Here is a 14396-nt window from a genome sequence, read left to right on the forward strand (position 1 = left end):
CACAAAGGTAAAGAAGCAGAACAGAATTTATGATGTGCTTACTTAAAGCGCAATTATCTTTGTAAAAAAAAGAAACAAATACTTGCAGGGACAATTTATTTGAAGCTTTCTACGTATTTATGCTTATAATTGCCATGTCCATTAAAAAAATGAAATTCCTATGAAAAGAAATGTATTTCTCCTTCTTCTAAGCCTTCCTTTCTTAATTTTTACCGCTAATGCCCAAACTAAATCTCTATTATGGAAGATATCCGGGAACGGGATGTCAAAACCTTCCTACATATACGGAACCATGCATGTTAGTGATAAGATCGCCTTTCACCTGACCGACAGTTTTTTTATCGCATTAAAGAGTGCTGATATCATTGCTTTGGAAAGCAATCCTGAGTCGTGGATAGAAAATGATTTCGGGAATAAAAAGGGATCAAATCAACAATCCAATTCCTATTATGGCAATTATTACGATTATAATTATACTGATTTTTATACGGAAGCCACTACCATAGAAATTCCTGATATAAAAACATATTCTGCTGCGTTTGCCGACAATTCTTATTTGATCAATGGTTATTTATATCGCTATAACGATAACAGAGGAGATTATGCTGAAGAAACGTATCTTGATCTGTTTATTTTTCAATGCGGTAAAAAGTTGAATAAACAAATTGCAGCTTTAGAGGGTGAACAGGAAGTATTAAAATTACTACAAAAAGCATATGAGCCAACAGAGGATGAAGATGAAGATAAAGATTACATAACACAAAGAAAAATAATGGAGGAGCTGGAGGAGGATGGAACTAATTTATATGAACAAATTGATGAAGCTTACAGAAACGGTGACCTCGAAAAATTAGACTCACTCGAATTAATTACACTTCCTTCTAAAAAATATAAATATTATTTTATTGAAGAAAGAAATCGCAATATGGTTCGCCGGATGGATTCCATTATGAATAAAGGCAAAACTATATTCACCGGTATTGGAGCAGCCCATTTACCCGGAGAATTCGGAGCACTGAACTTGCTGAGAGAAATGGGTTACACAGTTACACCTGTGAAGGGGAAAATAACAGGAAAAAGTATAAAAGAAAAAGATAAGATAGATAATACTTTCTATGTTCAACCTACAAATAAACAGTACTCCGACGATTCGTTATTCACGTTAAATTCTCCCGGAAAATTATATATGATACCGGATTTTTCAGGTAATGAATTTTATTTATTTCCCGATATGGCAAATTCTGCTTATTACACGGTTACAAGAATAAAACACCGTGCAAGTTTTAAAAATATGCAGATAATTGATGTTAAAAATGAGATCGACAGGATGTTATTTGAAAACATCCCGGGTGATATTCAGTCAAAAACCGACATCGTTTCCAACACAGGGCTTAAAGGTTATGATATTGTAAGCAAAACTAAAAGAGGAAATTATTTGCGTTTCAATATTTTTATTTCGCCATTGGAAACTTATATTTTTAAGGTTGGGGGAATTGGTGAATTTGTAATAAAATCAAAAGAAGCCCAGAATTTTTTCTCTACCATCCAATTTAAAGCACAAAAAGAAAACAAATGGACAAGTTATAGTCCTGCCTGGGGATTATTTTCCATCAACCTGCCTGCAACCAGAATTACAGACGCTGTGGAATCCGATGAAACAGTTAGCATGTCGCAAACCATTTGTGAGGGTGAAGCTGTGGATGAATCCGGCTTTTATTGGTTTACAACCTACTATTTAAATGATGATGATTTTATTGAAGAAGATAGTTTTGAACTTGTTAGACTTACCGATATGTTCAACGAACAATTCAAAAAAAATAAATATGAAAAAAAGGTAGAACAATTTTTAACTTACGAAGGTCATCCTGCATTAGAAACAGTTTTTAACAAAAAGGATTCTTATTTATATACTAAGGTTGTTATAATTGGTCCTTATTATATTTTCATGGCAGCTTTGAACAACACTGATAAATATCCGGAGCAGTATTTCAGTTCGTTGAAATTGCAGAAAATAAAATACGATAAAGAATTCGAGATGTATATTGATACTTCTATGAATTTTACGGTTACTACTATAACTCCATTGGTGGATACCATACTTACATTTGAAGATATTGATTACAATTATTCCGATTATTATGATTATGGATATAAAAATAGAGATGAGGATGAGGATGTTAGCTACCTTCCTGAAAACAGGAATAAGTTATTCAGATCAGAGGCATCTCCTGAAAATATTTTTGTATCATATGCTAAATTTCATAAATTTTATTCTGAAAAAAAGGAAGATGAATTTTGGAGTGAAGTGGATTCATCCGTAATTAATTATTCGGGAATGAATTTGAGCAGGAAAAAATTTACCAAAAAGAGCAGCGGACACGAATTGGAATTTTTACTGACCGATACCGGCAGTACAAGGGGGATTTACCAAAAAATAATATTGAAGGATAATGTAATATTTAATTTAAGCACCTGCGTTGATACCTTACAACCCTATTCTGATTTCGTGCAAAATTTTTATACTAGTTTCGTCCCAGTTGACAGCACCTATGGCCCATCAATATTTGAGAGTCGGGCAGATCTATATTTTAATCAGCTTTTTAGTTCAGATACCATTTTAAATAAACAAGCTATTAATTCTATTACCGTTATAGAATTAAATGACAGCGATGCAGATAGTTTAATAAAATATATCGAGTCGGTAGAATTTAAAAAACTAGACCTGGATCAACGGGAATCGTTTATTGATAAACTTGCGGATCTAAAAAACAAAAATGTTATCCCGGCTTTAAAGAAAATATATCTCGACGCAGGCGATACCAGTACAATTCAATTGGTTGTCCTTAAAGGTTTAGCATCTATCAGAACCAAGGAATCGATAAAAACATTTAGTGAATTATTATATGTAGAAACGCCTCTTGCAAAAAAAGGGAGTTCTTTAAATTGGATATTTTTGCCTTTAAATGATAGCCTGGAACTTGCGGTTGACTTATATCCTCAATTATTCGATTTTACCAACCTACCTGAATATCAATTTGCCACATATCGTATGCTGGCATTAATTTCTAAAAATGACAGCAGTAAAATAAAATTATTCGAAGACCATAAAAAACAGATCATAGCCGAAGCAAATTCCGAATTAAAACGATCGATGGCGGGAAATGAGGTTGAGAATAAATATTCTTACTCCTACAATTCCTACAATAACAACGCTTATTTTCCTAAATTGAAGGACATTACAGAGGGTGGCGGTGAAAGTTATTATTCTCCAATATTCAGTGATTATAATTATAATGATTATTATTACGATAATGTGTTCAGTGATTATTATCCGGGCACCAATAGTATTAAAACGAGTTACCCCTGGGCTACCAACTTACTTGATTATTACAGTGTTATATTATCTAATTTTTATGATGATCCGGCTGTTGTTAAATATTTTAACAAAATAAATAAAAGTAATGATGAGGGATTGATCTATCGCACTTCGTTAACACTGGCTAAAAATAACTTACCTGTTCCCGACAGCATTTGGACAAACCTGCTGGAAAACAGACAATGGCGATATTTTACAGTTAAACAATTGCAAAAACTCGAGCAGGCAAATAAACTTGATACTGCATTTACTTCCCAATTAAAAATTGCGGAAGGCTGTTTATATCAATATGAGTTTAAAGAAAAAGAGGATTCAATTAAATACATTTCTAAAACATTGGTGAATACAAAAAATGGTCCCGGTTATATATATTTCTTTAAAAGCAAGATCGGAAATGATAAGGGATGGAATCTGGATTGTGTGGGAGTTCAACCTGTTGATCAAACCAAATTTGAAATAGAACCCATGTTTGTTGATTATGGTTCGGTGATCCTGGATGAAGAAGACCTTGAGAAGAAAATAGAAAAAATTGTAAAAAATATTGAGTTGCTAGGACGACAAAGAGTTAATTTAGAATCTGACAATAATGATTACGATTATTATGATGATTATTAAGTTTATTATTTCATGAAAAATATTCTATTTTTCTGGTTGAGTATTACTGTTTTCAGCGTTAATGCACAATTTAGCTTAAACAATAAATATGTTGATGCTGATAGCATATCATCCCTAAAAGAAAAAAAATATTATTTCAATAACAACCCTTACGATCTTTCTTTTAAAAAAGAATTAATTTTTGCAATTCCAATTACTGCGCTAGTGATTGCAGATCTTGAAGTGAAAGCAAAACAATTTACTCAGGAAGATCTCGCCGCACTCAACACCAATAATATCCCCTGGTTTGAAAGAAATATTATTTATTTTGACACTGCTACTGCTGCAAGAGCTGACGAATTAAGCGATCTTTTTAATAAATCGGCTATTTTAATTGGCGTAACATCCGTGCTTATACCTGCCTGTGATCTTCCTGAAATGTTTACCAATTTATTTATATATTATGAAGGTATAATGATTAATTCCGGTATAACAGACCTTTTGAAAAAATCGGTCGGTAGAGTAAGACCATATGCTTATAATACTACCCTTCCCGATGAATACCGAATGAGCGGGGCAGTAAATAGTTCCTTTCCAAGCGGACATTCAAGCTCCTCTGCTTTCAGTTGTTTTTTTGCTGCTAAAATGATAGATGATTATTTAATTGATGATGAAAACAGGTTGCTTAAAACTATTAATTGGACAACAGCTGCATTAATTCCGGCATGGGTGGGATATTTAAGAATGGCGGCAGGAGTTCATTTTCTAACGGATGTTGCAGCCGGATATGTTATAGGTGCAAGTTGCGGATTTTTTATTCCTGTGTTGCATAAATCCAAATATGAAAATATTTCCCTCGCTCCTGCTTTATGGAATGAAGGAAACGGATTAAGTTGTACAATAAAATTTTAGCTAAGTGGATTTATTTTATTTCGATCTGTAGTTCTTTCAACTCTTCCTGAGAAATTGTTGGATGTGTCATTCCCTCCTGCATTTTCTTCACCATTAATTCTGCAACTTTTTTTGCCTCCCCTTCTGAAACAAAAGTGTGCAAACCGTTTACTGCCGGGATGTTTGGCTGGTGAATATATTTCTCGTTGTTTATATAAATATCAAAACCAAAACCATACCCTTCGGCAAACGTTTTTATTTCATAAGTTGCAGGTTGAGGCTCAGGGATGAGATTTCCATTATGTTTGTTATTTTCTTCCATAATTTTTGTTTCCCGGTCAGAATTGTTGCAGGATAATATGGAAAAAATACTTATAAATAAAAGGGCATAAAATTTCATCAGATCACAATAAATTTTTTAACACCTATATCATCAGCATACGAAACCACCATTTGATAAACACCTTTGGGCAGATCTTTATTTTGGAATGTGAAGGAAGTTGTGTTATTAAAAAAAGAAATTCTATTCCAATTGCAACTGCTACTAACATCATTACCCTGCATATCATATACCCGAATTAATGCATTGGTAAAATCCACAACAGAATTAATATTCACTGTAGCATAATTGTTAACCGGATTTGGAAACAATTCGATATTTTCCAGAGGTGAAAATAAATTCAACACCGCTACAGTCGTATCTGTTGTATCCTGATGAATTATATTTGTAGTATCACCCCATAACCAAATATCATAATGAAATCCGGTATCGTAGCCCATACCGACGAACGCCATGGTATCGATTACAAAGGCTGTAAGATTTGATCTTGCACCTCCTGGAAAATCGGGCAATTGCAACCAGCTATCGGTAATTGGATCATACTCCCAAAAATCATTTCTGTTGGTTAATGTTGTATCGTATCCGCAAACGAGATAACCTTTTCCATTTAAAGAAAATGCAGCAGAACCATATCGGGCACTTCCTCCAAAATCGTTTCGGAGAAACCATGCATTTGCTCCTGCATTATATTCATAAATATCATTTTTAAAAGCGCCATCATCACCTGTTCCGACAAATACGCGACTTTCAATTACAAATGCAACAGCTAATCTTCGAGCTGTTCCACCAAAATCTGCTTTTTGTGTCCAGGTATTTGAAATAGTATCAAATTGCCATAGATCTTTTTTCAAACCAGAGCCGTCCTGACCTAAACCAATATATCCTTTTCCTTCGACAGAAAATCCGATTCCGCTTCTTCTGTCAATTCCTCCAACTGATGATTTTGGAGTCCAGATATTGGTAAGATAATTATATTCCCAAAAATCATTTAAAAATGGATCGCCACCCTGACCAGTTCCGATATATCCTTTGTTGCCGATAGTAAATGCAGCGGCCACATTTCTTTCTAAGCCCTCTCCTATTGCACCACCTAAACTTTCTGTCTGAAACCAGCTATCCATTATGGGATCGTAAGCATAAAAACTTCTTCTGAAATCTTCTCCATCATAACCTAATCCAACAAAACCATAATCGCTGAAACCAAATGAAGAAACAGCACTTCTTCCATCACCCGGAAAATCAGCTTTCTGTTCCCAGTTATTTTCTGCAAAAGTTTTTTGATCAGCAATAAATAAAATGCAGATCATAAATAATATCTTTCTCATCCACTTTCCCATTATTGAATATAAATTTTGCCTGTTACAAATTCTGATAGTCCTTCCTGATCGGTAATTTGAATTTCGTACAAATAAATTCCTGCAGCAAGATCATTTCTATAAAAATTGAATTTATTATTTGATGCATCATTATCCGTAAATACCATTGCTCCATTTGTATTAAATACTTTTAATTGCGCAGAAACCATATTCTGTGGTTTTTCAAAAGCAATTACGGTATTTTGATGCATAGGATTAGGTGTAACAGTGGTTGCCAATCTAGTATCTTCATAATCTTCAGGTGAAAAAAGAAAATAGGGTTTATATTTATACATACTTCTTTTTACACCATCGGGACCTTTTCCCGTTCCTACATAACCATAATTCCCAATAGTAAATGCAACACAAGATCTCCTTTCGGTTCCGGGAATACTTGCTTTTTGCATCCAGGTATCTGTTGCGGGATTATATTCATAAAAATCTTTTTGATATCCCCCATCTGTTCCCAAACCAACAAACCCTCTGCCTAAAATCTCCAATCCAACTGCATTAAATCTCGGTGAACCCGGAAAATCTGCAATCTGTTTCCAAATATTTGTTTGAGGATCATATTCATAAAAATCGTTTCTATAATAATCTTCATCTGCACCACAACCAACATAACCTTTGCCGGCTATGGAAAATGCAGTTGCACCGTATCGTGTACCTGCAGGAAAATTTGCTTTTTTTACCCAATCATCAGCAACCGGATCATATTCCCATAATTCGTTGGAATAATAACTTGAACCCAGTTTTCCACAAACCAAATATCCCTTTAAAGGTGTGGCAAATGCCGAGGCATAATATATGCCGCCACCAAAATTTCCTTCCCAATTGTCCTTTTCTGTCCAGGTATTTGTAATAGGATTATATTCATAAAAATCGTCTTTTTTAGAACCCGTCCAGGCAATAAATCCATTAATTCCGGTTCCTACATACCCTCTGTTTCCAATTGCAAAGGCAATCGCATCTCTCCTTTGGGAACCCGGCATATCAGCTTTTTGGCTCCAGGAATTGGAGCCAGGATCATATTCCCAAAAATCCTTTTTACAGGTATTTGAGGTATCCAAACCTGTTCCTACATAAGCGCGGCCTCCGACAACGAACGAAACAGCCCTTTCTCTTTCTCCACCACCAAAAGAAGCTATGGAGGACCACGTGTTTTGACTAAAACACGTTGTTAATAAAAGTAAAGTAGAGGTGAGTGTAAATAATTTTTTCAAATTCTATTATTTAATTTCATTCAATGTGTTATTCCGTTTTTAATTCCCACAAGTCTTTAAGATTGGTTCCACTGGTTCCAAGTCCGCAATAACCTATATTTCCGATGGTAAAAGATGTCATATATCTTCTACCGATTCCAGGAAATTCAGGAACGGAATCCCAGGCATTTGTAACGGGATTAAATTCCCACCAATCGCTATAATTATCACCGCTGGAATAGTTATCACCTGTGCCAATGTAACCCTTTCCATTCATGGCAAACCCACATGCCTCTTGTCGTTCCGGTCCCGGTACATCCGCCCGAACGATCCAGGTATCAGTTAAAGGATCGTACTCATAAAAATCGTTGCTGGAGCTGAATGCATTACCGGTGCCGATATAACCTTTATCGCCAATTGCAAATCCTACAGCCGCTATTCTACCGGCTCCGGGAAAATTTGCCATTTGAGTCCAATTATTTGTTGCGGGGTCGTATTCCCAAAAATCTTTTCTATAAGTGGCATCACTTCCGGTACCAACATACCCCTTATTACCAATTGCAAATCCAACCCCGCCATGTCTGGCCGAACCTTCAAAATCAGCAATTGCGGTCCAGGTGTTCGTTATTGGGTTGTATGCATAAAAATCGTCGTGTTCTATAAAAAATGGATCGCGACCAGTTCCAACATAACCTATTCCATTAATGGTAAAGGAGGCACATTGTAGTCTTTTTCCTCCCGGGAAATCCGCTTTTTGAGTCCAGGTGTTAGTACCGGGGTCAAATTCCCAAATATCCTCAAATAAAACATCCACTATTGCATTGTAGTGACCAAGCCCCATATAACCGCGGTTTCCGATGGAAAACCCGATAGCCCTATGTCTTGCTTCGCCACCAAAATTCGCCTTTTCGGTCCAGACCAATGTTGCAGCAACTTGTGTGGAGTGGATATTAACTAAAAACAATGCAACTAAAAACCCGGTTTTGAGTCTGTTCATTTGGATAACTTTTTTATGAGGAGGTTAACCCAGTGTTAAATTTATGTGTATTTTTTGTGATTTTCAAAATTAAGGAAAATTTCTTCGTGTATAAACAAGCCGCCTTTGGGAAAAGACCAGAAATGGGATATGACTTAGCATTCTGATTTCATAATTGTTTACAAGCCTTTCATTTGTTAATATGATAAATTCTTATGCAATAAAACTGATTAAAATAAAATATTTCCTTTGTTTTACATCAGGAATTTAAATCAATGGAAGTACAAATATTGCCAAACACCATAACATTGGAAAATGAAAAGGTTTTATTAAGGCCTTTAGAGATCTCAGATATTGATCACCTGCTCGAATTTTCGTTACATGAACCGGAAATATGGAAATATTCTCTTGCCCAGGGCAGTGGAAAAGAAAACATGATCAAATATATTTATGATGCTGTTTTGGCCAGAGCTTCCAATAAGGAATATTCTTTTATTGTTTTGGATAAGATTAAAAACAAATACGCAGGAAGTACTAGATTTTATGATATCCAGCTACCTTATAAAACTATACAATTAGGATATACCTGGTATGGAAAAGAATTTCAGGGAACGGGATTAAATAAAAACTGCAAATATTTACTGTTGGAATACGCATTCGAAATTTTAGAACTTGAGCGTGTTGAATTCCGCGCAGATAACAGAAATGAAAGAAGTAAAGCAGCCATGTTAAGTATAGGTTGCAAAGTGGATGGAATATTAAGAAGTAATTTACCGGATAATGCAGGTGGAAGACGAGACAGTATTATTTTAAGTATTTTGCGCAATGAATGGTTCAGCGATGTGAAGCAGATACTGCTTAAAAAATTAATGTAGCACCGTCTACTCGATAATTTATTCCTTCATAAATTTTTTGGTTATTTCTCCATACTTGCATATATATAAACCTTGTTTCCAGGCTTCAATATCAATTTGAATATTACCATTAATAAATTCACTCCAAATTAATTGTCCGGATAAGTTATATATATCCAAGGCAGTTTCCTTCTGTTCACTTGTTGAAATATTAAGGAAATTTTGGGCTGGAATAGGGTAAATAAAAAACCCATTGGTGTTAACTTCATTTATTCCAACAAAATCGGTCAAAACCTTGTAATAATAAACATCATGTTCTGCACCAGGAGGATCGTATCTCCTTGATCCGGCAGTATTTGAACCAACAGCTTCAATATAAAACCGCACATCGGTTCCAAGAACAAACGGAGGAATAGTTGCACCGTAAATATTGTCATTTGCTAATTCATCATTATGAAGTCCATCATCAAACATCTCAACATTGTTGAACATTCCAAACAAGCCGGTAGCGTAATACAAATTTACTGCGTTAACCGGAACACCACTTAGTGTGGTATTAATTATCAGTGGTTCTATACTATTTACAATTCCCCAATCCGTAAAATTTGTTTTCCATTTTGTATCTGAAATTATTGGTGCAACTTGCTCCACTTCCCAATTATCTAAAATATAATTTCCTCGATTTACAACAAAATCTTTTAATTCCTGCATATCGTTAAGGTAATCAGCATAGGTATAAATTTTTACAGGATCAGCTTCTACATACGAATCAATTAAATTGTGGTAATATTCAATTTTTTCATCAATAACTTCACTATTAAATATCTCCTCCAAAATTGTTCTTACATGTGCAAGATATCTTTGCCTGATAGCAGGTACTGCAAAAAGTTTATACGTGAGTGCGAAATTGGTATCAGTTGATTTTAAAAATACCCCCCAATTATATCGAATGGGTTCCATAATGCTGTTACCATCAAATTCGAGTGGCACAATTCTATCGGTTTCGGGCTCCCAATATATAAAATAATCCATGCCCCCTTTAGCTACATATCCATCTTCATCAGCAAAAATTATTTCGCAGGCCAGATACCAAAGTGTCCGGTCTAGATCAAGATATTGATTGATGGAATCCTCGATCACGGCATCACCATTATTATGTAAAACAGAAACACATTCCATAAGATCTTCCCATGGATTTTCCTTCTGAGTACTTTTTAAAGTATAATAGCTTGAATAATCCGAACTGTCATCACCGAGATAATTAAATGAGCTAAACCCTGTTCCATCAACTCCACCAGGCATGGAATCTACGGCTCCATCGTTGCGTTCGGCTCTCCAAGTGGTTCCATCGTTCGTATAGAACCACTCACGGATAAAATCATTGTTTAATTGCTCAACATTTGTATACAATCCAAAGTCCTGGCCATTTAATTTTAATAGTGTATAATTTACACTAAGGGCAGGGATATATTTTTGAATGAGATTTTCATATAATACTTCCCGCATAAAGGAAGGATCTTTAAAACTACAGTTTAAATTTATTGTGTGGTAACCAAATAATTCCTGAGTCGAATCTATATAATCCAAACTGATCGCAATGGATTTTTTCAGAGAATCATTTTGGTAATAGCTGGAATGACCTCTGAATCCAACCCCTACTAACGCCGATAATGTATCTCCATCATAAACCATGGTAGCTGGAATCTCCTCTTCATGATAATAATTGATTTCCATTTGTTCATACCAATCATCATCCTCAAAGATCAATTCTATATTTTTTATAGAATCGATCGCGTAAAACACATTAGGTTTTGCTCCGCCTATAGTATATCGATGTTCTGTTTCTGAAATATGTAATTGAGCAGGAATTGATTGTGCAAATACCGCACAACCACTTGCATATATACATGCAAAAAAAAGCGAACTCTTTAGTGTTATATTCATTGGGGATGAATTTTAAAATGTGATGACGTGTTTTAAAAGAAATTTTACATATAGTTATTTTAGTCTCTGATTTCAGAGAGTTATTAATTTGACGTTTACTTATGGGTTAAAGTTGCATATGGTATGCAAATTTCCACAATTTCAATACCCGCAAAGGCTAAACAATGAAGCTGATTATTAAAACAACTTCGTTTGTTTACCATCCTTTATTTTCTTCTCACCGGTATCAATATCCCATTCCAGCTGAGTGCCGGTTTTAAGTTCTTGTTTTGCTGATTCTTTTTTATTGTCCGCTGTTTTTTCTGGTTCTGACTGAATAGTTTCCATAACAGCTTTTACCTTTTTTACTTCGTATTGACTCAGTCTGTTACCCTGACTCTTCCATCCTTTTACATCGATGAATTTACTCATGTCGATAATTTCAACAACCTCTTCGCTCTTTCTTCCTTTTAAAACGGTAACCTCAATTTTAGGATTTTTAGCAGTGGATGCAACATATAATTTTGATCCCGCAGATTCAGAAATAAACGGATATTTTTTATCTGGAACAATTGCTTCCACATAAAATCTTTTTACATACATTTGTTTGATATCATTATCCCAATATGCCGCGGATATTACCTTTTCCACATCAAATTTTTCCACTAATACCACATCACGCATTTCGAAACGATTGGATAGTTCGAAATTAGTGAGTTCGTAATTTCCATCGCGATAAATTACAAGAATATTATCGCCGGTATCAAATTCCCCTAAATATTTACCACGTGCATCATTATTTAATCTGCCGACAACTTCATCCAACCACAATTTTCGTCCTCCGAGAGTGGAGGTTCCCTTTTCTTTTTGCACTATTTTTCGAAGTCCATATTTAGTAATAGTATTCCCGATGCTGCCTCTTCCCTTCACCATTAATTCGCTGAAGTCGAAATCGAACACTTTAACATGCGCCCTCGCATTTGGGTGAAGATGTAAACTTACTACTTCACTTTCGCTGTTATTATTTGCAGAAAAGTACCAAACCTTACTTTTCGGATTTCCGGAGGTGAGATCATATTCTTTATCACGTGTAATTCCGGTCACATTAAATCTTTTAGCGAATGCTTTTCCTGTTTTGCCATCGGAATATATCATGTGATAGGTCATACGCTCATCCTCTTTTTTCCACACATTTGCGTAGAGTATCTTTTTGCCGATAAATACTTTATCAGCAATTCTTACAACCTTCATTTTTCCGTCTTCGGTAAATGCTATAATATCATCAATATCAGAACAATCGCAAATGAATTCATCTTTTTTCAAACCGTGACCAATAAAACCATCCTCTCTGTTCACATATAATTTAGCATTATTTGCAACAACGGATTTTGCTTCAATTACATCAAATTTTCTGATCTCCGTTTTGCGTTCTCTGCCTTTTCCATATTTTTTTAAAAGGTCTTCGAAATATTTAATTGCATAATCTGTAAGGTGACGAAGATTATGTTTCACCTCCTTCATTTCTGCTTCCAGATCTTTTATGTAGGTATCTGCTTTAAATCCATCGAATTTTGAAATGCGTTTGATCTTGATTTCCGTTAATCGAACAATATCATCCTCTGTAACTTCTCTTATTAATTTAGCTGTGAACGGTTTGAGGCCTTTCGCAATTGTTTTAATTACCGCATCCCAGGTTTCCGCTTCTTCAATGTCGCGATAAATTCTGTTTTCTATGAATATTTTTTCCAGGGAACTGAAATGCCATTTTTCATTTAATTCCTCCAGTTTAATTTCCAGTTCCCTTTTTAATAATTCTTTGGTATTTTTTGTGGAGCGACGTAAAATCTCATCGACAGTATAAAAAACCGGTTTTTCATCGTCAATTACGCAAGTGGAGGGCGAAATTGAAACTTCACAGTCGGTAAATGCGTATAAGGCATCTACCGTAACATCAGGGGATGTTCCGGGTGCCAATTCAATGGCAATTTCTACTTCTGCTGCAGTATTATCTGTAACTTTTTTGATCTTTATTTTTCCCTTATCATTTGCTTTGATAATGGAATCAATTAAGGAAGTTGTTGTAGTTCCGAAAGCAATTTGTTTGATGAGAATTGTTTTTTTATCTGCAACTTCCATTTTTGCGCGTGCTCGGATCTTGCTTCCTCTTTCACCGCGATTATAATCACTTACATCAATAAATCCGCCAGTTGGAAAATCAGGAAGGATGGTGGTTTCATTTCCTTTTAAAACTTCAATACTTCCCTGAATTAATTCGCAAAAATTATGTGGTAAAATTTTGGTGGATAAACCAACTGCTATACCCTCCACTCCCATCGCAAGCACCAATGGGAATTTAACCGGCAGACAAACGGGTTCTGCTTTTCTTCCATCATAACTCAGTTGCCATTCGGTGGTGTCTTTATTAAATAAAACTTCGAGTGCAAATTTTGATAAACGCGCTTCAATATATCGCGGAGCAGCCGCATCATCTCCTGTTCTAACATCACCCCAGTTTCCCTGCGTTTCGATGAGCAGATCTTTTTGTCCCATGTTTACCAATGCATCACCAATAGAGGCATCTCCATGTGGGTGATATTGCATGGATTGTCCGATGATGTTCGCCACTTTATTAAAGCGACCATCATCCATTTCTTTCATTGCATGCAAAATTCTGCGCTGCACCGGTTTTACTCCATCGCGAATATCGGGAACCGCACGTTCCAGAATTACATAACTCGCATAATCCAGAAACCATTCTTTATACATTCCCGAAACATGCACAGTATCTGTTTTAAGATTTCTGTTTATGCTCGCTGCAATGTCGTCTGCTTTTTCTTGTTCTGATTTTTTCTTAGCCATTATTCAATGATCAACTTTATTAAGGG

At 35.3% G+C, this 14396-nt stretch carries 9 protein-coding genes; 3 read left to right on the forward strand and 6 right to left on the reverse strand.

Annotated elements, in window-relative coordinates:
- The first annotated feature begins 160 nt into the window (after positions 1 to 160).
- Positions 161 to 3991, forward strand: coding sequence for a TraB/GumN family protein (locus tag IPI31_14160; GenBank protein MBK7568961.1), 3831 nt, complete (start codon positions 161 to 163; stop codon positions 3989 to 3991).
- A gap of 12 nt (positions 3992 to 4003) precedes the next feature.
- The gene (locus IPI31_14165; protein ID MBK7568962.1) at positions 4004 to 4882 is read left to right on the forward strand and encodes a phosphatase PAP2 family protein; all 879 of its coding nucleotides are present in this window, start codon (positions 4004 to 4006) and stop codon (positions 4880 to 4882) included.
- A gap of 10 nt (positions 4883 to 4892) precedes the next feature.
- Here IPI31_14165 and IPI31_14170 read toward each other — a convergent pair whose 3' ends face one another.
- Genes IPI31_14170 through IPI31_14185 form a run of 4 tightly spaced genes read right to left on the reverse strand, consistent with a single transcriptional unit; the run spans position 4893 to position 8755 of the window.
- A complete protein-coding gene (locus tag IPI31_14170) occupies positions 4893 to 5261 on the reverse strand; it encodes a DUF4907 domain-containing protein (protein ID MBK7568963.1) in 369 nt (122 codons plus the stop codon).
- A complete protein-coding gene (locus IPI31_14175) occupies positions 5261 to 6526 on the reverse strand; it encodes a T9SS type A sorting domain-containing protein (GenBank protein ID MBK7568964.1) in 1266 nt (421 codons plus the stop codon). Before IPI31_14175 ends, IPI31_14170 begins: the two co-directional genes overlap by 1 nt.
- A gap of 11 nt (positions 6527 to 6537) precedes the next feature.
- Positions 6538 to 7779 (reverse strand): gliding motility-associated C-terminal domain-containing protein, encoded by a 1242-nt coding sequence (locus IPI31_14180; protein MBK7568965.1) that lies wholly within the window; start codon positions 7777 to 7779, stop codon positions 6538 to 6540.
- A gap of 28 nt (positions 7780 to 7807) precedes the next feature.
- Positions 7808 to 8755: a galactose oxidase gene (locus IPI31_14185; GenBank protein ID MBK7568966.1), complete on the reverse strand. Its 948-nt coding sequence runs from the start codon at positions 8753 to 8755 to the stop codon at positions 7808 to 7810.
- 254 nt (positions 8756 to 9009) lie between these two features.
- On the opposite strand from IPI31_14185, the gene IPI31_14190 reads away from it, so the two are divergent.
- On the forward strand, positions 9010 to 9609 hold the full coding sequence (locus IPI31_14190; protein ID MBK7568967.1) for a GNAT family N-acetyltransferase: 600 nt from the start codon (positions 9010 to 9012) through the stop codon (positions 9607 to 9609).
- An 18-nt stretch (positions 9610 to 9627) separates the two neighbouring features.
- On the opposite strand, the gene IPI31_14195 is transcribed toward IPI31_14190, so the two are convergent.
- Together IPI31_14195 and IPI31_14200 are read right to left on the reverse strand one after the other, a co-directional pair.
- Entirely contained in the window at positions 9628 to 11532 is a 1905-nt protein-coding gene (locus tag IPI31_14195) for a CotH kinase family protein (GenBank protein MBK7568968.1), read from the reverse strand.
- A gap of 177 nt (positions 11533 to 11709) precedes the next feature.
- Positions 11710 to 14370 (reverse strand): DNA gyrase/topoisomerase IV subunit A, encoded by a 2661-nt coding sequence (locus IPI31_14200; GenBank protein ID MBK7568969.1) that lies wholly within the window; start codon positions 14368 to 14370, stop codon positions 11710 to 11712.
- Positions 14371 to 14396 lie beyond the last annotated feature (26 nt).

Source organism: Bacteroidota bacterium (genome assembly GCA_016706865.1).
GTDB lineage: Bacteria > Bacteroidota > Bacteroidia > Chitinophagales > BACL12 > UBA7236.